The organism is Bacillus sp. FCW2 (assembly GCF_021228595.1).
Lineage (GTDB): Bacteria > Bacillota > Bacilli > Bacillales > Bacillaceae > Bacillus > Bacillus velezensis.
This window is the reverse complement of the sequence record NZ_CP089436.1, coordinates 1,131,983-1,155,074: the sequence shown is the minus strand read 5'-3', so window position 1 is coordinate 1,155,074 and position 23,092 is coordinate 1,131,983. Positions and strand designations below refer to the sequence as shown.

The following is a 23,092-nucleotide window of genomic DNA, read 5'->3' as shown; positions in this document are numbered from 1 at the left end:
CTCCCCTCAGCTTTGCTTGCCGTTTGCGTCACGTGTGACTTTCATATCAGAGATCGGAATGTAGCCTTGATCTTTTACGATACTTTTCTGTACTTCATCGCTGTTCATATAGTCAAGAAACGTTTTTGTAAGGCCTGACGCTTCACCTTTCGTATAAGAGTGCTCGTAAGCCCAAATCGGATACTCGCCTGTGACGACGTTTTTCTCTTCCGGTTTGATGCCTCCGATCGATAAAGGCGTTACTTTGTCATCGTTTATATAAGAGAATGCCAGATAACCGATTGCTCCCGGCGTTTCCGCAATGATTTTTTTGACTGTATTGGAGGAATCCTCTGTAATGCCCTCAGCAGGATCTGCTCCGTCAAGCGCGTATTTGACGAACGTAGCGCGTGTTCCTGATGAATCAGGACGGTTCACGAGTGTAATTTTTTGATCTTTACCGCCAAGCTCTTTCCAGTTTTTAATTTTTCCTGTAAAGACGTCTGTCAGCTGTTTTTTGGTTATATCCTTTACGCCCGCACCGGGGTTGACCGCAGCCGCCATCGCCACTACCGCTACTCGGTGGTCTTTTAGGGCTTTTGCATCAATGCCTTCTTTTTCTTCAGCAAAGACATCTGAGTTGCCGATTTGCACTGCCCCTTCAGACACTTGCGAAAGACCTGTTCCTGACCCCCCCGCTTGCACCTGCACATCAGCATCCGGATGTTTTTCCATAAACTTTTCCGCCGCTGCCAGTACTAACGGCTGCATGGCTGATGAACCAGAAATGGTTAAAGAACCTGATGCTTTTTTATCCTCACTTGCAGATTGACTGTCTGTCTTGCCGCTTTCCTTTGCATTTCCGCATGCTGCAGCAACAATCATAACAGCAGCCATCAGAAGCATAAGCATCCATTTGTTTTTTTTCATTTCCTGAATTCCCCCTGCATTTAATGTGTAATTTGTCCTACACGTATAGAGTAAAGGGTTCTTGTAAAATGCGTATAAATCAAGTGTTAAGGTTTTGTAAATCCGGATGTTTTTTTGTATAAAAAAAACGCTCACAGATTGTGAGCGTTTTTCTATTAGTTGTTTGTATTGCCGTTTTCAGCGTCTTCCTGAATTTTATCTTCGTTTTTCTGCTTCGTATTATTATCTTCTTGTTTCTTTTTCAGCTCAAAGTATTTGTCCAGAGCTGCTTCCCCTATGTCGTTAGTTATAGAATACCTGTCATTATAATCTTCATAAGCCCATGGAACCACTACCGAAATAGCAACTTCAGGATGATCTGCAGGAGCATAAGCCACCAAGGTTGTGTTATAAGTATAAGCACCAGTTCTTGATTTTATAGGTCCGTCATAGAAAGCTTGTGCTGTTCCAGTTTTACCGGCAGGGTTATAACTTTTATTAGCAAAATTTGCTCTCGCAGTCCCTTGAGCTCCATTCATAACAAGTTTAAAACCTTGTTGAACACGTTTAATTTCACTTTCCGTCATATCAAGACGGTTCATCACTTCCGGATTAACAGATTCAACGACGGCCCCGATACCTTTTTTTGAAGGTTTTCTTACTTCTTTCACGACTTGGGGCTTCATACGATAGCCACCATTAGCAATGGTCGATACATACTGAGCCATTTGAAGCGGAGTGTATGTGTCATATTGGCCAATCGCAAAATCAAGCAAGAAACCTGACTGCCTTTTAGTTCCCACATATCCTGTAGCTTCGTTAGGCAGATCAATTCCTGTTTTTACCCCTAAACCGAATTCACTGAAGTAATAACGAAATTTATCAAATGCGCTGTAATCAAGCGGCAGTGAATGTCCTGATATATATTTACCCTTACCAATTGCAATTGCCGTTTTGAACATATAAACGTTAGATGAACGCTCAAGTGCAGTTAAATCATTTATTGGCCCCATTACACTTACCGATTTTTTAGGAGGAGAGCCTTTAATATTTAAAACTTCATCCGTAAATATATTTCCGATTTTAATAGCACCTGTTTGATAACCTGTTAACAGTGTTGCCCCTTTTACAGCTGAGCCCATGTTGTAAGAGGAAGTCATTGTTCCTAGTGCATAATCGTCAATTTTATATTTGCCGTCTACTTGTTTAATCTGTTTACCCGCCATTGTAAGCACTTCTCCATTACGGGGATCCATCATTACGACAAATGCTCTGTCAAGCAACTGTGTACTCGGTCTTGCCTTTGCAGCCCTTAAATTTTTCTCAATAATTTTTTCAACGTCTTTTTGCAATTCGGTATCTATAGTAAGCACTAAATCATCCCCGGCTTTACCTTTTGATACCGTTTCTGTATCTGTTACGTTTCCAGAGGAATCTGTCACATTTCTCACTTTCTCTTTTTGGCCCTGCAGCAGATTTTCATATTGATACTCTAAATAACTTTTTCCTACTCTGTCATTCCTGCTGTAGCCGAGTGACAAATAATGCTCAAGAAGATTTGAAGGAAGTCCCTCATTGGAGCTCGAGACACTGCCGAGAACTGATTTTAACAACCCTTTATTTGGATAAGACCGTTCCCAGTCAGACGTCACGTCAACCCCCGGCAGTTCATCTAAATGTTCGCTGACGACGGCCATTTCTTTTGCCGACACGCCTTCATTTTTGATGTATTGAGGCGTCAGGGAGTATCCTGAATCCATCTGTCTTTTGATCGCAAGGATCTGCATGTCTTTTGAAGTGAGCTCATTCAGCTGTTTGTCTGTGATGCGTTTCAGCTGAAGCTGATATAAATCATCGTCAGACAGTTTTTTGTCTTCAGCTTTTTGGTTTTCTTCGGCCGTAATCAGTTTTTTCGCTTCATCAGGCCTTGTTAACATCCAATAGTCTTTTTTATCCCGCTCAGTCACCTTTTTGGTGCTTACCTTAATCATACCCGACAGTTTTTTTGCGATTTTTAAACGCTGCGCCTGGGTGGTTGAGGCTGAACGTGTATATGTAATCGCATTTAATGCTTTATTCGTTACGATGGGATTTAGGTTCCGGTCGTATATTTTCCCTCTCGGAACCGCCGTGCTGACATCAGACTCCTCTTGCTTATTAGCGGCGTTTTTATAATCATCACCCTGAACGATCTGCTTGATGCCAAGCTCGACGATAATCCAAGTGAAAATAAGAAACGCAACCAAAAACAAAAAATTAAGCCGGATTGGCAGTGATTTTTTCTTTTCTTTGTTTACAGCTATTTTCTTTTTATTTCTCCTCATGACATCACCTTTTCTTATTTACAGAAAGAAATGACACCTTCTGTTCAGGTGCCATTTTTCATTCTAAAGGTTTTTTCGATATTTTTCTACAGATAACCCTTTTATCTTTCTCCTTTTATAAAATTCGGTTCCGCCGCCTGTTTTTGTCGGTCTTCTTCTACTGTTTCATCAGAAGTTTCCGTATCCAGTTTGATGTCTTTTATAAAGTAATAAATCAGCGGATGCCCGGCTCCGAGCAGCACGAGCGCCGCCGGTATCCCCACTTTTTCCTTGAATAATGTAACGATTACAAGGAAACAAAGGATGGAAACGATCCGGCCCGCATTTAAAAATAACTCCCTGAGCACAATGTATTCAATTCTGGCTTTTCTGGCAAGCCGCGCCCGGCCTATCACATCATATGTAAGCGAGACATACGGCACGAGCAGAACTGGATAGCCGATCGCAATAAACACTCCGTACAAAAGGAGCGTCGTGAAGCTCATTTTAAAAATAATGAGAAACAGAGCGCCGTACAAGATCAATCCGCCGATAAGAATCGCCTTTTTCCGCGCTCTTTTTTTGATGAGCCTTGATGCAAAATAATAGGCAAAAAAAGAAACCGCGGAATTGACGAGGCCGAATGTTCCGAGCGCCAGCTCACTGTTTGTCGCAATGAATACAAATACGCTGATTAAAAAAACAAAAATCCCTTCTCTCAAGCCTTGAAAAAAGTGCGCGTTGGTAATCCGGCGCCAATTCAGATTCGTGTGGCGCTCATCAAAAACTTTTTTCAGCATAAACCGGCCTTTCGACTCCCTCCGCTTCAGAAAAAAGCTCATGACCACGGCAAGGGCAAATAAGCCGAGCGACAGGCTGAAAATGATTGTATAACCCGTATTGTTTTCAAGTCTTGAAATGACATATCCGGCCACAATCGGACCGATCATGCCCGCCGATGAAGACAAAATGCCTAAAAACCCGTTAAAAAAATCTCTCGTTTCCGGTTCCGTGATTTCGAAAGTCAACACATTAAAAGCCAGCCAGTAAAAGCCGTATCCAACTCCGAGCACGGCCCCTATCAAAACAAGACGGGAAGCCGCAGTTTCTCCGGCAAGCAGCACACTTAAATAAAAAGCGGCCAAAAAGATAACGCCGAACCTGAGAATAAACACTCTGTCAATTTTTTTAGCCAGCCGGCCCGCCAGCAGAAAGGTAACCGGCTGCATCGTCACGACCGACAAATTGTATATGGCCAAATCAATAAATTTTCCCGACTGCTTCCACAAATACACGTTGACAAATGTATTTGACAGCGCGATGCCCAATGAGTAAAGGCCGCCAATCGTCAATAACAGCAGCAGCCCTTTATTTATTTCGATGTCGCCGATAATTTTTTTTATTTTGCTCATCATTGACTCCCCTTTACTACACATTAGTTTGTCTCACTCAAACTGAGATATGTAAAAGGAATCAAAGTCAATAAAAAAACAAGGTCTCCCGCGGGAGACCTTGTTTGATCGAACTATTTATTTTGCTTCGCTGTAAAGACGGGCAACTTCATCCCAGTTCACAACATTCCAGAAAGCTGAAATGTAATCAGGACGGCGGTTTTGGTAGTTCAGGTAGTACGCGTGCTCCCAAACATCAAGACCGAGAACAGGTGTTTTACCCTCTGAAAGCGGTGAATCTTGGTTTGGCGTGCTTGTAATTTCAAGTTTGCCGTTGTTTACAACGAGCCAAGCCCAGCCTGAACCGAAACGGCCTGCAGCTGCTGCGGCGAATTTTTCTTTAAATTGATCGAAGCTTCCGAACGTGCTTTTGATCTCTTCAGCAAGCTCACCAGTCGGTTCGCCTCCGCCGTTCGGAGATAAAAGAGTCCAGAATAAAGAGTGGTTTGCATGTCCGCCGCCATTGTTGCGGACTGCCGTGCGGATGTCCTCCGGCACTGCGTTCAAATCAGCAACAAGCTCATCTACAGATTTCTCTGCAAGCGCTGATCCTTCGATCGCTTTGTTGAGGTTTGTCACGTATGTGTTATGGTGCTTCGTATGGTGAATCGTCATCGTTTCCTTATCGATATGAGGTTCTAAAGCATCATAAGCGTAAGGCAATTCTGGAAGTTTGTAAGCCATAATTTTTTCCTCCTTTAAATATATGTACTGAAATGCCGCTTAACGCGAACTTTTCTAATCTCAATGTAACAAAAGAAAGCGTGGTAATCAATGAAAAAGCTCACAATCCGGCGATTCCAGCAGACATATTACACTTTATCCGTTCACGGCCGAAATTAAACCTTTCTAAAGCACCGTCCATAAGAAATACCCGATCATAAAGAGCTGAATGACGCCTTTTGCCGCGACGCTTGTTAAAAAGCCGATTAACGAGCCGAGCCCCACTTTTGCCGCGGACTTGATATCCTTTTGATGAACAAACACCTCAGCGCAGAGAGCACCGATAAACGGGCCTAATATAATGCCTGCCACGGGAATAACGAAGGGCCCGATCAATAATCCGATCGTGCTTCCCCAGATTGCCGCCCTGCTTCCTCCGTACCTTTTAACGCCAAGTAAATTTGACACATAATCAGCTGCGAATAAAACGGCCGCAAATACCGCCTCAATGAGCCAAAACAGGTAAGAATAAGGACTGAAGGAAAACAAAAATCCGTAGAGAAGAAAACCGGCCACAATAAAAATAACGCTTGGAATCACCGGATATACAAGCCCGATAAAAGCAATGACGAAGACCGCAATGATCATCAGCCAATACAAAACACTCATGACAAAAACACCCTCCTTTGTTTTGCGGGCGATCACCGCTTCCCGCTTTATCTTATTATGTATGATTCCTTATCACCGCTTTAAATACTCTCACTTGTGTTCATCCCCTGTGAACGATACAATAAGCAACATATACCAGTTTAGGCTAGGAAGTGAAGATGTTGAACATATTTACGGCTTTATTGAAAAGTACATACTCTCCGGCAGATATTGCAAAAACACGGTTTCAGGGGATAGGAAAAGCGATCCTTTATGTCTTTTTGCTGTCTGTCCTTTTTACGCTGCCAAGCGCTTATTACCTTTGCTCCGGCACCGTAAACTCAATGAACGGTTTCAAAACCGTGTTAAAGAAAGATTTCCCTGATTTCAGCATTTCAAACGGAGAATTGCAGACGAAAGCGTCCGCCTCTAAGGAAACGGAAGCGAACGGGTTCGTCATCGTGTTTGATCCGACGGATGCTTACGGCGCTAAACAAATAGCGGCGAAACAAAACGCGATCGGCATTTTGAAAAATAAAATGGTGCTTGCTGTAGACGGACAGGCGACAGAAATGAATTATTCGCTGATGCCTGCTGATATCACAAAAAAAGAAATCATATCAGCATTAAACCAAAATAAAACGATGATCGTCACCGTCCTGTCCGTTCTGCTGTTCATCATGACAGCGGCCGGAAAATTCATTGAAGTATCATTTCTCGCCGTCATCGGCCTGATATTGAAAAATGCGCAAAGAAAGACATTGAATTACCAGCAGCTCTGGAAGCTTTCGGCTTATTCCATTACACTTTCGACCATATTCTTTACGATCATGCGCGCGCTTGTTATTACGGTGCCGAGTGAATTTTTAGTGAATTGGTTTGTAAACTTTATCATCCTTTTCCTCGTCTTAAAAGAGATACCGCCAAGAAAAACAGCTGTGTAACAAAGACTGCCCCCGGCGGTCTTCTTTTTTGTCATGAACAAAATGGGACAAGCATACAATGAAGTAAAAATGTATGCGGGAGGCGGTTGGAATGAAGCGGCTTACTTTTGTATTCGGCAGTTTATTTGTGATATTCATTATCTTTTACGATCTTAAAATCGGCACGATCCCTTCTCAAGACCTTCCAGCATACGCAGCGGCGGCACAGCCAGCCCAACAAGAAGCTTCATACAGAACGGTTACGGTCAAAAAAGGCGATACGGTGATGTCGATAGTCGGCGCACATAAAGCGCCAGATGATATTGCACAAGATTTTGAAGCGCTGAATCCGAATGTAAAAGCAAACGCCATTCAGGCAGGCACCGCTTATAAATTCCCCGTCTACCGCAATTAAACGTTAATTTCTTGTCAGTTCGGCAAATACACTGTTACAATATAACATGTAAATAGAAGTTGCCTGACATGTAAAAGGCTCAGCCTGCAAAAACGGTAACTACAATTAAGGAGCGATTGACAAGTGAGTGAAATCACACATCGTACAAAAACGCGTCCCGTCAAAGTGGGACCTTTAACAATAGGCGGAAATAACGAAGTCGTCATTCAGAGTATGACGACGACCAAAACACACGACGTAGAAGCAACAGTTGCGGAAATCAACCGTTTAGCCGAAGCCGGCTGCCAAATTGTCCGGGTGGCATGTCCGGACGAACGCGCCGCTAACGCGATTGCCGACATCAAAAAACAAATTTCCATCCCTCTCGTTGTCGATATTCATTTTGACTACAAGCTTGCATTAAAAGCAATTGAGGGCGGCGCCGACAAAATCAGAATCAACCCGGGTAACATCGGCCGCCGCGAAAAAGTGGAAGCCGTCGTAAAAGCGGCGAAAGAAAAAGGAATTCCGATCCGGATCGGCGTAAACGCGGGTTCTTTGGAAAAACGCATTTTAGAAAAATACGGCTATCCGACTGCTGACGGAATGGTTGAGAGTGCGCTTCATCATATCAAAATCCTGGAAGACCTTGACTTTCATGACATCATCGTCAGCATGAAAGCGTCTGACGTCAATCTAGCCATAGAAGCATACGAAAAAGCGTCAAAAGCATTTGATTATCCGCTCCACCTCGGAATTACAGAATCGGGCACGCTGTTTGCCGGAACGGTAAAAAGCGCGGCCGGACTCGGAGCGATTTTAAGCAAAGGAATCGGAAACACGCTCCGGATCTCTCTGAGCGCCGACCCGGTTGAAGAAGTAAAAGTAGCCAGAGAACTGCTGAAATCATTCGGTCTTGCTTCAAACGCGGCTACGCTTATTTCATGCCCGACATGCGGACGGATCGAAATTGATCTTATCAGCATCGCAAATGAAGTGGAAGAATACATTTCTAAAGTCAAAGCGCCGATTAAAGTAGCCGTTCTCGGATGCGCCGTTAACGGACCGGGTGAAGCAAGAGAAGCCGATATCGGGATTGCCGGTGCGCGCGGCGAAGGCCTTCTTTTCCGCAAAGGCCAAATCGTCCGCAAAGTCCCTGAAGAAACCATGGTCGATGAGCTGAAAAAAGAAATCGACAAGCTGGCAGAAGAACACTACGCAAAGCTTGAAGCGGAAAAAGCAAAAGCAGAACAAGAAACACAAAAAGCTTGACGGATATTCCGCCAAGCTTTTTTTTGCGTTGTGTTAAAAAAACGGTGTAATGAAGATGCCAAGCACAAGGGAAACAATACCGATTCCCATCGCCCATCCGCCTAAAGCGCCTGCTCCTCTTCTTCTGGCGATATAGCCGACGATAATGCCGCATGCCCCTAATAAAACAGGGAGCACAAACAGGGAAATGATAGAAATAGCCAATGCTGCATACCCTATCCCCCGGCCTTCACTTACTCCGTCCCGGTTATCATCACGGTCTGCTGCCCGGTCAGAAGCACGATATGGCTCTGAAATTTCAGCCGCTGTTTCTTCTGAATAAACATCACGCGTGATATCGGTTCCTTCCGATCCATGATCCACATAGTAGTCGTTGCCTTTTCGATTTTCGTAATCGTATGCCACCTTCAATTCCCCCTTTTTCTTTTATGAAAGGAGCTTTTTTAGTTTCCGCGTTTTTTACGGATTCATGTTTGCTAAACTTTTCTGGTATTGTTAATTGTTTATGTTACACTTGAAGGGATGAATTTATAGGAGTGTGGACATGTTACGGTTAGGTATAGATATTGACGGCACAGTTACGGCACAGGATACATTTGTCCCTTATTTAAACCGCTCATTTCATCTTTCCATTACCTTGGATGATATGACTGATTATGATCTGACGAAGCTTTTGAACATTACAGACGAGGAATTTTGGGAATGGATGAACGTTCATGAAGCAGCCATATATAAAGAAGCGAAGCTCGCGGAATTTGCCAAGCAGGCACTGGACGGACTGAAAGAAGAGCACCGTCTGATCTACATTACGGCAAGACGCGGCCACTTAGAAGATGTTACGCTGGACTGGTTTGCAAACCGGGACATTCATTACGATCACATTGAGCTTGTCGGAGGCCATCACAAAGTGGAAGCGGTCAAAAAACACGGCATTGATTTATTTTTCGAAGATCACCACGGCAATGCGACAATGATCGCAAAAGAAGCAGGCATTCCGGTTATCCTTTTTAACTCCCCATATAATCAGCTCCCCATCGATTCCAATATTATCAGGGTGCAGAATTGGCTTGAAGCCGTCGCCTGGATTAATAAAAACAAACATAGCTTTCAGCATGTGAAAAGCTGAAAAAAAACCTCCTGTATAAGCAGGAGGTTTTTTATCGGCACGCCGGACAGGTGCCGTAAATTTCAAACTTATGGCCGCTGATTTCATACCCTTCCAAATCATCGTGCAGCTTATCCATCGGACAGGACTCAATTTCCTTCGTTTTCCCGCAGGTTAAACAGATAAAATGGTGATGATGATGGGTATAAGAGCATGTAAAACGGAACAGTTTTTCTCCGGAAAGCTCCGTCGTTTCCAAAATGCCGAGTTCTTCATATAACGAAAGATTTCTGTATATGGTATCAAAGCTCAGACCCGGATAGTCGTCATTTAATGCGGCAAGCACGTTTTTGGCGGTCAGATATTTATCAGAATCAGCAAAAAGCTGCAGCATGTCTTCTCGCTTACTCGTATATTTATACCCTTTTTCTTTCAGCAGGTTCAACGCTTCTTGTACGTTCATGAGGACCTCCCCTTTACAACACGGTATCGCTCCAAAAAGAAAATGGCAGCTGTCTGAACAGCAGGCCATTTTCTTATGATGTATCAAATTATACCTATAAAATGATGAAAAGTAAATGAAAGCCTAGTGAATCGCGGTTTTGAACTTACCGCCCCTCGTTTCATGGGTATTCATGATCGTAATAAAGGCGTTTTTATCAATTTCAAACACAATGGATTTCAATTTAGTCACTTCAAGCCTTGTCACGACCGCGTAAATGACTTCTTTGGTTTCATCCGTATATCCGCCTTTTCCCTGAAGCTTGGTAGTTCCCCGTCCAAGCCGGTGCAATATAGCATCTGAGATCTCAGCATATTGCTCTGCAACAATAATGACCGCTTTTGTTTCATCAAGCCCCTGGATGACGGCGTCAATCGTTTTCATGGCAATATAATAAGTCATGAAAGAATACATTGCCTGCTCCGGACCGAACACAAAACCGGCCCAAATGAAAATAAACACATTGATGAGCATAACGAATTCCCCGACTGAAAAGGGCAGCTTTTTCGTGAGAAGGATACCGAGGATTTCAGTACCGTCCATCGAGCCTCCGTTTCGGATGACAAGGCCTACCCCGAAACCGAGCAAAAGCCCCCCGAATACTGTCGCCAAAATAGGCTGGGTCGTAATGGCCTCCACATGGTGCAATGAGGATTCAATCAGCGCTAAACCGACGATTCCGATAACAGTAGAGATGAGAAATGTTTTTCCGATATATTTATATCCGAAAATCATAAATGGAATGTTGAGTAACACAACGAATAAGGCAAAATTGAGGAGGGGATTGGACATAAAGAGGTGGTCTAAAATTAATGAAACACCGATAATGCCTCCGTCGATAAAATTATTAGGGACCAGAAACAATTCAATACTTACGGCGGCTGAACCCGCCCCGATCAGAATCATAATGACCCTGAAGATAAAGTGTAAAAATGATTCTCTTTTATGCTGTTTATTTGGGGTCATAAAATCTCCTTTCCTATAATAACTATTTTAAACAGTAAGCAACTTTATTTTACCATTAAAAGCTGTAACATTTTAATGATCTGCTCAATACATTATGTCTAAAGAGGTGAAAGTATCGATGATTTTAATACAAAGAATTATTTTGCAGCGGCTCAATCAAGTCACTGCGGACGATCTGCTGAAATATTCCAAGCAATACGGAATCAGCATTACGAGGAGTCAAGCGGCTGAGGTAGCGGCTCTGATGCACGGAAAAAACATCAATATTTTTGATGATCAGGAGCGGCTGCGCCTGCTGAAAAAAGTGGAAACGATAACCTCAAAAGAAACGGCGCGGAAAGTTGACGAACTTTTCAATCAATTCTCAGGGTAAGAAAGGAGGGACACCCGCCCCTCCTTTCTTTCTTATTGAGCTGATATTTTTTCAAGAAGCTCCTTATCAAACTGCTTTTCTTTCAGCATTTCGATTTCAAAACGGTACGGCGGCTTCTTATTTTTCTTGTCTTCGCCTACATACGGTGTTTCGAGGATTTTCGGAATATCGGCAAGCTGCTCGTGATGAACGATGTACTGCAGAGCGTCAAAACCGATCTCTCCGAACCCGATATTTTCATGGCGGTCTTTCCGGGCGCCTTTGATATTTTTACTGTCGTTAACATGAAGGACTTTTATCCGATCGATGCCGACGATTTTATCAAACTCGTTAAGAACACCGTCAAAATCATTAGCGACATCATACCCGGCGTCATGGGTGTGGCAAGTGTCAAAGCAGACGGATAGATGTTCATTATGCGTGACTCCCGCAATGATCTCGGCCAGCTCTTCAAAGCTTCTTCCGCATTCTGATCCTTTGCCCGCCATTGTTTCCAGCGCAATCTGCACGTTTTGACCGGGAACAATCACTTCGTTTAAACCTTCAATGATTTTTTTGATGCCCGTCTCAGCCCCGGCTCCGACATGCGCTCCTGGATGAAGCACGATTTGTTTCGCGCCGATCGCTGCCGTTCTTTCAATTTCAGAACGCAGAAAATCAACGCCCAGCTCAAACGTTGCCGGATTTGTCGTATTTCCGATGTTAATGATGTACGGCGCATGCACGACAATCTCGTCGATGCCGTTTTCCTTCATATGGGCGCGGCCCGCTTCAATATTCAAGTCTTCAATTTTTTTGCGGCGCGTGTTTTGGGGAGCGCCCGTATAGATCATAAATGTATTCGCCCCGTACGAAACAGCTTCCTTGCTTGCGGCAAGGAGCATATGTTTTCCGCTCATTGAGACGTGTGAACCTATTTTCAGCAACCCGATTCCCCTACTTTCCTTTGTTAGATTTGTTTCTTCTCTGCTTTCTTTTTATCTTTTCCATTTCGTAGCTCATTTTCTTTTTATAGCCCGGCTTCACTTTTTTCGGTTTTTTCACGAGGCGCTTCGCCATTTGGTCGGCCTCATTCTCCGATTTTTTGCGTTTTTTGCGGCGGTGGCGGTCATCGCCTTTCTTCCATTCGCCGTTTACAAGCTCCGCATAGTCAAACACAATACCCATCTTTTCGAGTCTTACGAGCGCATCTTCGTCAGAAAGCTCATAAATGGTCAGTGCTTGACCTGATGAACCGGCGCGTGCAGTTCTACCGACGCGGTGAACATAAAAATCCAGATCGTCCGGAAGCTCATAGTTGATGACGTGGCTTACGCCTTTAATGTCAATTCCTCTTGCCGCAAGGTCTGTCGCAATGACATAAGTGAATTCCAGATCATTAATCTGCTTCATTACCTTCTTACGCTCACGCGGCGTTAATCCCCCGTGCAGAAGACCGATCCTCATGCCCTTTTCAGTCAGATATTTCGCAATATGGTCAGCCGTGTTTTTCGTATTTGCAAACACAATGCCCAGATAAGGGTTCAGATGAGACATCATATCAAAAAGCAGTTTGTCTTTATCACGCTGTTTAGAAGGAACCAAAACATGTTCAATCTTTTCGGCTGTGATTCTTTTCGGCTCAACATGCGCGTACTTCGGATTTTCCATATACTTTTTCAAAAACGGCTTCAGCTTTTCCGGAATCGTAGCTGAGAACACTAGCATCTGAAGTTCTTCCGGCATACGCGATCCGATGAAATCAACGTCTTCTAAAAAGCCCATGTCAAGCATCAGATCAGCTTCGTCAATGACGAGAGACTGCGCTTTATAGACGTTCAATGCCTGCGCCTTAATCAGATCCGCGATCCGGCCCGGCGTTCCGACGACGAGATGAGGCTGTGTTTTCAGCTTATCAATTGATTTTTGCTTGTCCGTCCCGCCGATGAAGCATTTTGTCCGGATCGGCTCATCTTCCGCACCCTGTGTGATTTTGAGCGCTTCCTGATGAATCTGATTGGCAAGCTCTCTCGTCGGCGCCGTGATAACAGCCTGTACCGTATCAGAACCCGGATCAATCCGATTCAAAATTGGCAATAAATAGGCGTGGGTTTTCCCCGTCCCCGTCTGGGACTGCCCGATCACGCTTTCGTTTTTCAGTACGGCAGGTATCAGACGCTTTTGAATATCTGTCGGTTCATAAAAACCAAGGCGGTGAACTGCATCTATAATAAACGGTTTTAAGTTGTATCCATCAAATTTAGTTTCTTTCATTTTTCCCAGCTCCTTAAAGCGGCACATTCTGTGTCCATCATCACATTATAACCGATTTTACTTAAAAACACCATGTCTCGGGGGAATCCTGTTTTCGAGACAGAAAAGCAAATGCCCCCTCCGATGCATATTGTAATAGCAGAGAGACAGAAAGGAGGTACAAGTATGTTTCCACAGCAGCCGATGAGAAATATGGCGCAGCAGGGCCGGCCGTTTATGAATCCGCGTATGATGATGGGAGGAAGACCGTCATTGCCGGGCCGGCAGCTGATGCAGCAGGGCCGGCAGCTTTTCCCTCAGCAGCAGATTGCCGGAGCGGGCCTGAGAAACGCAGGCACGGGCGGCGGAGGGGGCTTAAAAGGGATGCTTTCCCGTTTTTTACCCGGTTCAGGAGGAGGAAGCGCTGCCGCGTCGGCACCGGCGGCGGCCAGCGGAGGAGCAGGTGCAGGATTGCAGGGAATACAGAACCTGGCAAGTCCGGCATCCCTGTCGAGCATGCTCGGCAACGTTCAGAAGGTGCTCGGCGTGGCGCAGCAGGTTACGCCGATGATCCAGCAGTACGGTCCTTTAGTACGGAGTCTGCCCGCCATGATGAAGCTTTACAGCCAATTAAGCAGCAGTGATGACGAGAATGAATCTGACGAGACGAAAGAAACAGACGAACAGGACAAAAAGGATGAAGCTGAAAAAACAGATGAAACAGAAGATGAAAACAAATCAGACGCCTCATCCAAAACATCAAAGAAGACGTCTGAAAAAGCATCCGCTTCAAAAGAAAAAGACGCCGCACAGGCAGACTCAGCGGAACAGCCGCGTCCAAAAAGAACATCGGGCAGATCAAAGCCGAAATTATATATTTAACATTCTTTGATATCTCACGAAAGATTAGCTATAATGAGATCAGAAGAATGCAAGATTTGAGCCGTTTAACTACGGCTTTTTATATTGCCTCTACACTCACTTTTGATAGGAGGACATCTACATTGAACGTTATCAAAATATCGCCGCGCGGCTACTGTTACGGCGTTGTTGATGCCATGGTCATAGCTAAAAACGCGTCACTCGATAAAACACTGCCAAGACCTATATATATACTCGGAATGATTGTTCATAATAAGCATGTCACAGATGCTTTTGAGGAAGACGGCATTTACACGCTTGACGGCACAAACCGTCTGGAGATTTTAAAGCAGGTGGAAAAAGGAACCGTTATTTTCACGGCTCACGGGGTATCTCCGGAAGTAAGAAAAGTCGCTGAGGAAAAAGGGCTCGTTACGATTGACGCCACATGCCCGGACGTCACGAAAACACATGACTTAATCCGGAAAGTAAAAGCTGAAGGCTATCACGTCATATACATCGGCAAAAAAGGCCACCCCGAGCCTGAAGGAGCCGTCGGCGTCGCTCCTGAAATCGTTCATCTCGTTGAAACAGAGGAAGACGTGAGAAATCTCGATATTCAGGCTGAGAAATTAATCGTTACAAACCAAACGACAATGTCCCAGTGGGACGTCCACGATATTATGGAATCAGTCAAAGAAAAGTACCCGTACGTGGAATACCATCAGGAAATCTGCCTGGCCACACAGGTTCGTCAAGAAGCTGTATCAGAGCAGGCAAAAAAAGCGGACTTAACCATTGTTGTCGGTGATCCGAAAAGCAATAACTCCAACAGACTGGCGCAAGTGTCAGAAGAAATCGCCGGAACAAAAGCCTACCGAATCGGAGACATCAGTGAACTGAAGCTCGAATGGCTGAAAGACGTCAATACCGTCGCCGTTACCGCAGGCGCATCAACACCGACACCGATTACAAAGGAAGTCATCCGCTTTTTAGAGCAGTTTGACCACAACGATGAATCGACATGGCAGCTTGAACACAGTGTGCCGCTTAAAAAAATCCTTCCGAAAGTAAAAATAAAAAACTGAGGCCCGGGGCCTCAGTTTTTTTATAAGAAGGTAAATGGGTTTGTATCTGTTTCGGAAGCGAAAATGCGCACGTCATAGTTTTTCTCTCCGGCCATTGCCGTAAGCTTCTCAGCCGTGCCTTTTCTCATGATCTTTTCAGCATAATGCCCAGGGTCCACAACGTTTAATCCCATCATCATCGCATCATGCGCTACATGGAAATAAAGATCGCCCGTCACGTAAACATCTGCACCCTTCCGCTTTGCCTGATAAATATATTTATTTCCGTCACCGCCAAGAACCGCGACTTTTTTCACCTTGCTGTTTCGCTCTCCGACCATCCGTACTCCGTTAACGTCAAACTTTTCTTTCACAAACAGCGCAAACTCTTCAAGCGTCATGTCTTGCTGAAGTTTTCCGATGCGGCCGAGCCCTTTTTCAAGCGGAGACTGCTCCACCGGATAAATATCATATGCCACTTCTTCATACGGATGGCTTTTTTTCAGCGCTTTTACGACGGTTCTCTCCATACTTGCCGGAAAAACGGTCTCAAGTCTCACTTCATGGACGAGCTCCAGTTCTCCCGTCTGTCCGATAAACGGTTCTGCCCCGTCCAGCGGCTTAAAGCTGCCGATTCCCTCAGAGGAGAACGCGCAATGGCTGTAATTGCCGATATGTCCCGCTCCGGCGTTGCCGAGTGCGGTTCTTACAGCTTCTTCATAGTCTTTCGGAACATATACGGCAAGCTTTTTCAGCGGGTCCGAGTATGTCGGGACGAGCACCTCTGTGTCTATCAGGCCGAGAGCTTCGGCAAGCAGGTCATTAACACCGCCGTCCGCTACATCAAGATTCGTATGAGCCGCATATACGGCAATATCATGCTTTATACATTTCTCAATCAGTCTTCCGCCAGGCTGATCAGTGGTGATCTGTTTAAGCGGCCGAAAAATCGGCGGATGGTGGGCGATAATTAAGTCAACTTTTTTCTCAATGGCTTCATCTACCGTTTGTTCCAGAACATCCAGTGTCACCATGACATTTTTCACCGGCTTATTCAATGTACCGATCTGCAGGCCGATTTTGTCTCCTTCCACCGCAAAAGCCTTCGGTGAAAATTGTTCAAACAGCTGGATGATTTCCTGTCCGTTCACATGTTTAGGCATGTCCGATTACCTCCTTCAGCAGAGAGATCCGCTCTTTCAATTCAGCTAATTTTTCATGATTTTCATCCTTTGCGCTGCGGCTGATCTGTTCATAAATTTGTTCAGTATGCTTAAGTTCCTGGCTCCATTTCCGAAGAAACACTTCATTCCTCTCTTTTAATAAAAACGGACCCGCAAGCATTCCGGCAGCCATCGGCACGTCCCGATAAGGCGTATCACGGTCGCCAGTTTCCGCAACGAGGATTTCATAACACTTTCCGTCTTCTTCGAGAATCACTTCATCAAGCAGTTCATAGCCTTCCTGATACAGCCACTCTCTTATATGAACGGCATGAATATTCGGCTGCAGAATCAGCCGTTCACGCCCCGTCAATTTCGTTTTTCCCGACTCCAAAATATGAGCGATCAGTGCTCCGCCCATGCCCGCGATTGTAATGGCGCCGGCTTCTCCTTTTTCAAGGACGCTCAGCCCGTCACCTTTCCTTACGGAGATAAGAGTGCTTAAGTCCAGTTTTTCCACCTGCTGTTTGGCGGATAGATACGGCCCGTCTGTAATTTCACCGGCGATTGCCCGGCTTGCCAAATGATTCAAAACGGCATAGCAAGGAAGATACGCGTGGTCCGACCCGATATCAGCAACCAGGGCACCCGGAGGGATATATTCCGCCACAGACTGCAATCTTTTAGATAGCTTCATTTCATTCACAATATCACAACTTTTCTCAGGTTCTTTTTCCTTTACTATCATATAAAAAAACCGCCCGGAATCCAAGCGGCGGATAGAGTTTTTCATATGTCTTTTATATAGGGACCGGTAAAGCTTTATTTAATGTCAGAAACCCATTTTGCCATGTCATCCAGCTTTTCGGCCGGCACAAGGCCCGCGGGCATCCCGTTGCCGCCTTTTTCAATTTTTGTTTTAATCTCAGCGACATCTTTTCTTTTGCCGACGCCTTTTAAGTTCGGCCCTGACACACCTTCATAGTTTTCCCCGTGACAGGTGATGCAGTTCGCTTTATAAATCTCTTCAGGTGAAGCGTTTGCAGTTTCCTTCTCGGCATTTTTGCTTTCACCGCCGCTTGCGATCTGATGCGCATCTCCGTTGCCTTTTACAGCTAAAAAGAAAGTCAGCCCTATTCCCAGCACTGCAATGAGCAAAAAAGGAATCAGCGGATTCCACTTCATATCTCCATCCCCCTTTTTCATTCTCCCCCTATGTAAACACTTCTAATTCTAACTTATTTTTACAAAAAGTAAATGGTCTTGCTCAGCAATTTCATTGATTTCACAATTTATACAAAAAGCAAAAATAACTGTTTTGTTTATCACAAAATTATCTTTATTCTATTGTATAATGAATTGTATACGCTTACAATAAAGAATATAAATAAACTTATCTCATTTTCCCCCTTTCAGGACATGCCGCATTTTTTCCGAACTCATTTGCAAAACATATGCTTATCCAGTAAAATAAAGGTATATTATCCATATATCTTATACATAAAAAAGAACGGATCAAAAAGACCCGTTCCATTCTATTCGAGAAAATCCTTCAGACGTTTGCTTCTGCTTGGATGTCTCAATTTGCGAAGCGCTTTTGCTTCAATTTGGCGAATACGCTCTCTCGTTACTCCAAACACTTTGCCGACTTCTTCCAAAGTTCTTGTGCGTCCGTCATCCAGACCGAAACGGAGACGCAGCACGTTTTCTTCACGATCTGTCAACGTATCCAGCACATCTTCCAGCTGTTCTTTTAAAAGCTCATATGCCGCATGATCCGACGGAGATGTCGCTTCCTGGTCTTCGATGAAGTCACCGAGATGTGAGTCGTCTTCTTCACCGATCGGCGTTTCTAAAGAAACAGGCTCTTGAGCAATTTTTAATATTTCACGGACTTTTTCAGGCGTAAGATCCATGTCTTCAGCAATCTCTTCCGGTGTCGGCTCTCTGCCAAGATCCTGAAGAAGCTGACGCTGCACCCGGATTAATTTGTTGATGGTTTCCACCATGTGAACCGGGATACGGATTGTTCTCGCCTGGTCAGCGATGGCGCGTGTAATCGCCTGTCTGATCCACCAAGTCGCATACGTACTGAATTTATATCCTTTACGGTAGTCAAACTTCTCGACGGCTTTCATGAGACCCATGTTTCCTTCTTGGATCAAGTCTAAGAAAAGCATGCCGCGGCCGACATACCGTTTAGCAATGCTGACAACTAAACGAAGGTTTGCTTCAGCCAGTCTGCGTTTAGATTCCTCGTCACCCTCTTCAATTTTTTGAGCGTAGGTGATTTCTTCTTTAGCAGAAAGAAGGTTTACCCGTCCGATTTCCTTAAGGTACATGCGGACTGGATCATTGATCTTTACGCCAGGCGGTACGCTGAGGTCATTAAGGTCAAATTCTTCTTCGGCTTTGGCAAGCTGTTGAATATTAGGATCTTCCGTTTCTTCATTTTCACTAATTAATTCAACACCTTGTTCTCCTAAAAATTCATAATACTCATCCATTTGGTCTGATTCAATTTCAAAGCTGGACATGCGTTCAGCAATTTCTTCATATGTTAAAACGCCACGTTTTTTTCCAGTTTCAGTAAGCTGCTCTTTTACCTGGTCTAATGTAAGTTCTGTTTCTGTTTCGTGGGTTTGTTTATCAGCCATTATGGATCCCTCCTTCCAAAGCTTGCAACGAATTCTAAAAGCGGTATGTTTCTTATCCGACCCGGAAGCCTTCTCTCTTTTTCAGCATGCAGGGCTGCGGATAATAAATGACAATTCATGATGAGGTTAAGCGATCTATTTGCTCCTCCGCAAGGAATCATTGCCAATCAGAACGCAAGCCTCTTTTTGGTGTTACTTTAATGATCGGTTCAATGCAACAATTTCTTGAGCCAGAGACGCAGCTTTCACGAAGTCTTTCTGCCTCTCCGCATCCGCTCTTTCTGCTTCTTTTTCCTTTATCATTGACCATTTTCGGTGATCCAACACTTTTTTTACGTAATCGGATAACTCGGCCTCTGAGAGCTCCTCGTTTACTTGGAGCATCCCTATATCTGAAAGCAGCTGGCTGATTTCCTCATCCTGCATTCTCGCCATAAGATGCTGCGGCGTCATGTCAGCACCCTCTTCATAAACAGCGTACAGGTATGCTGCCAGCGCACGATGTCCGTCAATGTTAAATTCAAAGCCGACACGCTCAATCACTTTCTTTATGACGTTTCGGTCTCTCAGCATATGAGCGAGCAGAAGTCTTTCCGCGTTCTCATAGGCGGGACGGAGACGGCGCCGTTTCGCTTTTGTCGTCACCCGGGCCCGTCTTGTCTGCGGTTCGGCGTTTTTGTCGCCGGGGGCGTTTTGTCTGGCGTAGATGGAAAGCTGTTCCGTCAAAGATTCTACCGAAAGAGAAAATTCCGAGGCGAGCTGCTTCACATACATTTCCTGCTCAAGCGACCCGGAAAGAGCGCTGATTTCTTTCAGCACTTCTTTCATGTAAGCGAGCCGGTCTCCTTCGTCAGATAAGTTTTTCCCTTTGCGGAAATATTGCATTTTAAAAGCCATGACCGTAACGCTTGCATCAATGATATCGGTCCGGAATTTTTCTCCGCCCCGGGTTCTGATATAATCATCAGGATCAAGCCCGTCAGGCAGCATGCTTACTCTTACCTTACAATCGGCTTTCTGGAGCAGGCCGGCCGCTTTCAGCGTAGCTTCGTACCCGGCTTTATCCGAATCGTAACAGAGAATGACCTCCTGAACATTTCTCCTGAGGATTTTCACATGTTCTTCGGTGAGCGACGTCCCCATTGTGGCGATACTTTCTTTTACGCCTGAGCTGACGGCGGATATGACGTCAGCGAAGCCTTCAAACAGAACGGCTCTCTCCTCTTTCCTGATCGGCAGGCGCGCCTTATGAAAGTTATACAGCAGCTTAGATTTATGAAACAGCGGCGTTTCCGGGCTGTTCATATATTTCGGCTGCTGGCTTCCGAGCGCCCTTCCTGAAAAAGCCGCCACGGCTCCGTGGTGATCATGAATGGGAAACATAATTCTGTTTCTGAAACGGTCAAAATACCCGCTGCCGTCTTCCCTTCTGATCAGCAGACCCGCTTTTTCCATCAGTTCTTCCTCAAAACCGCGCTTTTTCAAGAATTTCGTCATGAAATCCCAGGAATCCAGCGCGTAGCCGATTTCAAACTCATCTATGAGCTCTTTCGTAAAACCCCTTGATAAAAGGTAATCTAACGCTTCCTGGCCTTCCTTTGTATTTATTAGCAAATGATGGTAAAATTTCTTCAGAAGCTCGTGGGCTTCCGCCATCTTCTGCTCTCCGGAAGATTCCGGCCTGGATGCAGAGTGAATCGTTATATCATCAGGGAAATCAATCTGATATTTATCCGCAAGGTGAGAAACAGCTTCCGTAAATGAATAGCCTTCCATCTGCCGTAAGAAAGAGAAAACGTTCCCGCCCGCACCGCATCCGAAGCAATGAAAGATCTGCTTATCGCTGGAGACGGAAAACGAGGGCGTGTTTTCCCCGTGAAACGGACAGAGCCCAAAGTAGTTGCGGCCTTGCTTTTTCAATTGGACATAATCACCTATGACTTCAACAATGTCTGCTGACTGCTGCACCTGATTAACTACTTCATCTGGTATGCGGTTTCCCATCTTATAACACTCCGTCGTACATTATTCGATGTTTTGATTTGAAATCCCTTCATCATTCGACAGGATTTTTTTAAGCAGGGTAACAAATCGATTCCGATCTTCTTTATTTAATTTTTTAGGTCCTTTGGAATGAATGCCGCTTCTTCTCATTTTGCCTGACATATGACGGCTCATCAGAGCGAAGTCAATCGTGTCTTCAGTATAAGAACGGCCCCTTTCCGATAAGACGGCAATATTTCTGTTCAGCAAAAGAGAGGCTAAACCGATATCCTGCGTGACTACGACGTCTCCCGATCTCACATGGTTTGCGATATATAAATCCGCCGCTTCTTTATGAGGATCAACGTATACCCAGTTCTCGTCTTTGCTTCTGGAAAGCTGGTAGTGTTCAAATGATGCGACGAAAATAACCCGAACGCTGAATTGCGATGCAATGAGCATTATTTCCTCTTTTACGGGGCATGCGTCTGCATCGACAAAAATCGTCTTTTCTTTTTCATTTAGAAGACTAATTCTCCATCCCTCCATCAATCTCCTGCATAAAAACAAGCGAAATCGCATATGCTCCATGACTGCGGATCTATTTTGAGCTTTGTCGAAAAATTTCCGGGAGTTATTCTTGACATCTTACCCATAATAGTTTATTCGTATCACACGAAGCTTAAACCTAAAAATAAACATTTTATCACAATTTTTTATTATAATACAAACTTCGCGAAGATGCCATCCTTTTTGTTTATTCCCTATTTGCATACCCAAAAACCCAGGATAAAGCGTCCTGAGTTATCGGCCCTTTGTTTTGAGATGATGAATGATGTTCGCTGTTTCCTCGACCGCTTTATTCGAAACGTCAACGACTTGGCAGCCGATCCGGTCCACGATTTTCTCAAAATACTCCAGCTCTTCTTTAATTCTGTTGATATTGGCGTAAATGGCTTTGTCATTTAAGCCGAGAGATTTTAACCGTTCTTTTCGTATATGGTTCAGTTTATCAGGGCTGATCTTTAAGCCGATGCATTTTTTCGGATCAACGCTGAACAGTTCTTCCGGCGGATCGACCTCAGGAACGATCGGCACATTGGCCACTTTCAGACGCTTATGGGCAAGATATTGTGATAATGGGGTTTTAGACGTTCTGGATACTCCGAGCAGGATGATATCGGCTTTTAAAATGCCTCTTGGATCTCTGCCATCGTCATATTTGACGGCAAACTCGATCGCCTCGACCTTTTTGAAATAATCTTCATCAAGCTGGCGGACGCGGCCCGGTTCATATTTGGCGGTCAGACCGTAAGCCGATTCCATTTTATCGATGAGCGGACCGATAATATCGTAATACAGCACATTCGCTTTTTCAGCTTGTTCAACCAGGTATTTGCGCATTTCAGGAACAACGAGCGTAAAACAAATAATGCCGCCGTCCGCTTTGGCGAGAGACACGACTTCATTAATGGTGCCGATATCTTCCACATAAGGTATTCTTCTGATATGCGTATCATCGGCTGAGCCGTTAAACTGGCTGAGCGAGGCTTTTACAACGAGTTCGGCGGTTTCTCCGACTGAGTCTGATACTACATAAATGATGCGATTGTCCATGTTATCCCCCCGTTAGTTTTCAAG

At 44.7% G+C, this 23,092-nt stretch carries 24 protein-coding genes; 7 read left to right on the top strand and 17 right to left on the bottom strand.

Annotated elements, in window-relative coordinates:
• Positions 1–6: 6 nt before the first annotated feature.
• From K3G25_RS05815 to K3G25_RS05795, 5 genes are all read right to left on the bottom strand, one after another.
• Positions 7–909: a phosphate ABC transporter substrate-binding protein gene (locus K3G25_RS05815; protein WP_007408304.1), complete on the bottom strand. Its 903-nt coding sequence runs from the start codon at positions 907–909 to the stop codon at positions 7–9.
• A 155-nt stretch (positions 910–1,064) separates the two neighbouring features.
• Positions 1,065–3,212: a peptidoglycan D,D-transpeptidase FtsI family protein gene (locus K3G25_RS05810; RefSeq protein WP_022552950.1), complete on the bottom strand. Its 2,148-nt coding sequence runs from the start codon at positions 3,210–3,212 to the stop codon at positions 1,065–1,067.
• Positions 3,213–3,313: 101 nt separating this feature from the next.
• Positions 3,314–4,603 carry an MFS transporter gene (locus K3G25_RS05805; protein ID WP_012118002.1) on the bottom strand — a complete coding sequence of 430 codons (1,290 nt, stop codon included), beginning with the start codon at positions 4,601–4,603 and terminating at the stop codon, positions 3,314–3,316.
• 117 nt (positions 4,604–4,720) lie between these two features.
• Positions 4,721–5,326, bottom strand: coding sequence for a superoxide dismutase SodA (gene sodA / locus K3G25_RS05800; protein WP_003153025.1), 606 nt, complete (start codon positions 5,324–5,326; stop codon positions 4,721–4,723).
• Between the two features lie 165 nt (positions 5,327–5,491).
• Positions 5,492–5,974: a DUF456 domain-containing protein gene (locus K3G25_RS05795; protein ID WP_007408301.1), complete on the bottom strand. Its 483-nt coding sequence runs from the start codon at positions 5,972–5,974 to the stop codon at positions 5,492–5,494.
• 158 nt (positions 5,975–6,132) lie between these two features.
• Here K3G25_RS05795 and K3G25_RS05790 point away from each other — a divergent pair, with 158 nt between their 5' ends.
• The 3 genes from K3G25_RS05790 to ispG all read left to right on the top strand — a co-directional run bounded on the left by K3G25_RS05790 (position 6,133) and on the right by ispG (position 8,542).
• Positions 6,133–6,897: a DUF1189 domain-containing protein gene (locus K3G25_RS05790; RefSeq protein ID WP_014418394.1), complete on the top strand. Its 765-nt coding sequence runs from the start codon at positions 6,133–6,135 to the stop codon at positions 6,895–6,897.
• Positions 6,898–6,988: 91 nt separating this feature from the next.
• Complete coding sequence (locus tag K3G25_RS05785; protein WP_003153022.1) at positions 6,989–7,291, top strand: LysM peptidoglycan-binding domain-containing protein; 303 nt, start codon at positions 6,989–6,991, stop codon at positions 7,289–7,291.
• Positions 7,292–7,423: 132 nt separating this feature from the next.
• A complete protein-coding gene (ispG, locus tag K3G25_RS05780) occupies positions 7,424–8,542 on the top strand; it encodes a flavodoxin-dependent (E)-4-hydroxy-3-methylbut-2-enyl-diphosphate synthase (RefSeq protein WP_170616544.1) in 1,119 nt (372 codons plus the stop codon).
• A gap of 33 nt (positions 8,543–8,575) precedes the next feature.
• Here ispG and K3G25_RS05775 read toward each other — a convergent pair whose 3' ends face one another.
• The gene (locus K3G25_RS05775) at positions 8,576–8,953 is read right to left on the bottom strand and encodes a DUF308 domain-containing protein (RefSeq protein ID WP_087920773.1); all 378 of its coding nucleotides are present in this window, start codon (positions 8,951–8,953) and stop codon (positions 8,576–8,578) included.
• Positions 8,954–9,086: 133 nt separating this feature from the next.
• Here K3G25_RS05775 and K3G25_RS05770 point away from each other — a divergent pair, with 133 nt between their 5' ends.
• Entirely contained in the window at positions 9,087–9,668 is a 582-nt protein-coding gene (locus K3G25_RS05770; protein WP_007408297.1) for a nucleotidase, read from the top strand.
• 31 nt (positions 9,669–9,699) lie between these two features.
• On the opposite strand, the gene K3G25_RS05765 is transcribed toward K3G25_RS05770, so the two are convergent.
• Together K3G25_RS05765 and K3G25_RS05760 are read right to left on the bottom strand one after the other, a co-directional pair.
• Positions 9,700–10,110, bottom strand: a complete 411-nt coding sequence (locus tag K3G25_RS05765; protein ID WP_003153018.1) for a zinc uptake transcriptional repressor Zur — start codon at positions 10,108–10,110, stop codon at positions 9,700–9,702.
• 123 nt (positions 10,111–10,233) lie between these two features.
• Entirely contained in the window at positions 10,234–11,115 is an 882-nt protein-coding gene (locus K3G25_RS05760) for a YitT family protein (RefSeq protein ID WP_007408296.1), read from the bottom strand.
• Positions 11,116–11,233: 118 nt separating this feature from the next.
• Between K3G25_RS05760 and K3G25_RS05755 the strand changes: the two genes are divergently transcribed.
• Positions 11,234–11,488, top strand: a complete 255-nt coding sequence (locus tag K3G25_RS05755; RefSeq protein ID WP_014418397.1) for a DUF2624 domain-containing protein — start codon at positions 11,234–11,236, stop codon at positions 11,486–11,488.
• Between the two features lie 32 nt (positions 11,489–11,520).
• On the opposite strand, the gene K3G25_RS05750 is transcribed toward K3G25_RS05755, so the two are convergent.
• Together K3G25_RS05750 and K3G25_RS05745 are read right to left on the bottom strand one after the other, a co-directional pair.
• Positions 11,521–12,414 (bottom strand): deoxyribonuclease IV, encoded by an 894-nt coding sequence (locus K3G25_RS05750; protein WP_014418398.1) that lies wholly within the window; start codon positions 12,412–12,414, stop codon positions 11,521–11,523.
• A 10-nt stretch (positions 12,415–12,424) separates the two neighbouring features.
• Positions 12,425–13,741 carry a DEAD/DEAH box helicase gene (locus K3G25_RS05745; protein WP_014418399.1) on the bottom strand — a complete coding sequence of 439 codons (1,317 nt, stop codon included), beginning with the start codon at positions 13,739–13,741 and terminating at the stop codon, positions 12,425–12,427.
• 165 nt (positions 13,742–13,906) lie between these two features.
• Between K3G25_RS05745 and vrrA the strand changes: the two genes are divergently transcribed.
• On the top strand, positions 13,907–14,602 hold the full coding sequence (gene vrrA, locus K3G25_RS05740; RefSeq protein ID WP_012118006.1) for a VrrA/YqfQ family protein: 696 nt from the start codon (positions 13,907–13,909) through the stop codon (positions 14,600–14,602).
• Positions 14,603–14,724: 122 nt separating this feature from the next.
• Positions 14,725–15,669 (top strand): 4-hydroxy-3-methylbut-2-enyl diphosphate reductase, encoded by a 945-nt coding sequence (locus K3G25_RS05735; RefSeq protein ID WP_014418400.1) that lies wholly within the window; start codon positions 14,725–14,727, stop codon positions 15,667–15,669.
• Between the two features lie 20 nt (positions 15,670–15,689).
• Here K3G25_RS05735 and K3G25_RS05730 read toward each other — a convergent pair whose 3' ends face one another.
• The 7 genes from K3G25_RS05730 to K3G25_RS05700 all read right to left on the bottom strand — a co-directional run bounded on the left by K3G25_RS05730 (position 15,690) and on the right by K3G25_RS05700 (position 23,068).
• A complete protein-coding gene (locus K3G25_RS05730; protein ID WP_029973408.1) occupies positions 15,690–16,811 on the bottom strand; it encodes a Nif3-like dinuclear metal center hexameric protein in 1,122 nt (373 codons plus the stop codon).
• Entirely contained in the window at positions 16,804–17,517 is a 714-nt protein-coding gene (locus K3G25_RS05725; RefSeq protein ID WP_215522842.1) for a tRNA (adenine(22)-N(1))-methyltransferase, read from the bottom strand. The genes K3G25_RS05730 and K3G25_RS05725 overlap by 8 nt, the downstream gene beginning before the upstream one ends.
• A gap of 116 nt (positions 17,518–17,633) precedes the next feature.
• Positions 17,634–17,996 carry a cytochrome c550 gene (gene cccA / locus K3G25_RS05720; protein WP_003152999.1) on the bottom strand — a complete coding sequence of 121 codons (363 nt, stop codon included), beginning with the start codon at positions 17,994–17,996 and terminating at the stop codon, positions 17,634–17,636.
• A gap of 350 nt (positions 17,997–18,346) precedes the next feature.
• On the bottom strand, positions 18,347–19,468 hold the full coding sequence (gene rpoD, locus K3G25_RS05715; protein WP_003152998.1) for an RNA polymerase sigma factor RpoD: 1,122 nt from the start codon (positions 19,466–19,468) through the stop codon (positions 18,347–18,349).
• A gap of 192 nt (positions 19,469–19,660) precedes the next feature.
• Positions 19,661–21,472 (bottom strand): DNA primase, encoded by a 1,812-nt coding sequence (gene dnaG / locus K3G25_RS05710; protein ID WP_007408290.1) that lies wholly within the window; start codon positions 21,470–21,472, stop codon positions 19,661–19,663.
• A 21-nt stretch (positions 21,473–21,493) separates the two neighbouring features.
• Positions 21,494–22,000: a YaiI/YqxD family protein gene (locus tag K3G25_RS05705; protein WP_014418404.1), complete on the bottom strand. Its 507-nt coding sequence runs from the start codon at positions 21,998–22,000 to the stop codon at positions 21,494–21,496.
• 255 nt (positions 22,001–22,255) lie between these two features.
• Positions 22,256–23,068, bottom strand: a complete 813-nt coding sequence (locus K3G25_RS05700; protein WP_003152991.1) for a pyruvate, water dikinase regulatory protein — start codon at positions 23,066–23,068, stop codon at positions 22,256–22,258.
• Positions 23,069–23,092 lie beyond the last annotated feature (24 nt).

Coding starts and splice junctions, on each gene's coding strand:
- vrrA (WP_012118006.1), top strand. CDS start 13,907: ATGTTTCCACAGCAGCCGATGAGAAATATGGCGCAGCAGGGCCGGCCG.
- K3G25_RS05770 (WP_007408297.1), top strand. CDS start 9,087: ATGTTACGGTTAGGTATAGATATTGACGGCACAGTTACGGCACAGGAT.
- K3G25_RS05805 (WP_012118002.1), bottom strand. CDS start 4,603: ATGAGCAAAATAAAAAAAATTATCGGCGACATCGAAATAAATAAAGGG.
- K3G25_RS05815 (WP_007408304.1), bottom strand. CDS start 909: ATGAAAAAAAACAAATGGATGCTTATGCTTCTGATGGCTGCTGTTATG.
- K3G25_RS05790 (WP_014418394.1), top strand. CDS start 6,133: ATGTTGAACATATTTACGGCTTTATTGAAAAGTACATACTCTCCGGCA.
- K3G25_RS05765 (WP_003153018.1), bottom strand. CDS start 10,110: ATGAACGTACAAGAAGCGTTGAACCTGCTGAAAGAAAAAGGGTATAAA.
- K3G25_RS05795 (WP_007408301.1), bottom strand. CDS start 5,974: ATGAGTGTTTTGTATTGGCTGATGATCATTGCGGTCTTCGTCATTGCT.
- K3G25_RS05760 (WP_007408296.1), bottom strand. CDS start 11,115: ATGACCCCAAATAAACAGCATAAAAGAGAATCATTTTTACACTTTATC.
- K3G25_RS05730 (WP_029973408.1), bottom strand. CDS start 16,811: ATGCCTAAACATGTGAACGGACAGGAAATCATCCAGCTGTTTGAACAA.
- K3G25_RS05705 (WP_014418404.1), bottom strand. CDS start 22,000: ATGGAGGGATGGAGAATTAGTCTTCTAAATGAAAAAGAAAAGACGATT.
- K3G25_RS05745 (WP_014418399.1), bottom strand. CDS start 13,741: ATGAAAGAAACTAAATTTGATGGATACAACTTAAAACCGTTTATTATA.
- K3G25_RS05785 (WP_003153022.1), top strand. CDS start 6,989: ATGAAGCGGCTTACTTTTGTATTCGGCAGTTTATTTGTGATATTCATT.
- dnaG (WP_007408290.1), bottom strand. CDS start 21,472: ATGGGAAACCGCATACCAGATGAAGTAGTTAATCAGGTGCAGCAGTCA.
- K3G25_RS05810 (WP_022552950.1), bottom strand. CDS start 3,212: ATGAGGAGAAATAAAAAGAAAATAGCTGTAAACAAAGAAAAGAAAAAA.
- sodA (WP_003153025.1), bottom strand. CDS start 5,326: ATGGCTTACAAACTTCCAGAATTGCCTTACGCTTATGATGCTTTAGAA.
- cccA (WP_003152999.1), bottom strand. CDS start 17,996: ATGAAGTGGAATCCGCTGATTCCTTTTTTGCTCATTGCAGTGCTGGGA.
- K3G25_RS05700 (WP_003152991.1), bottom strand. CDS start 23,068: ATGGACAATCGCATCATTTATGTAGTATCAGACTCAGTCGGAGAAACC.
- rpoD (WP_003152998.1), bottom strand. CDS start 19,468: ATGGCTGATAAACAAACCCACGAAACAGAAACAGAACTTACATTAGAC.
- K3G25_RS05755 (WP_014418397.1), top strand. CDS start 11,234: ATGATTTTAATACAAAGAATTATTTTGCAGCGGCTCAATCAAGTCACT.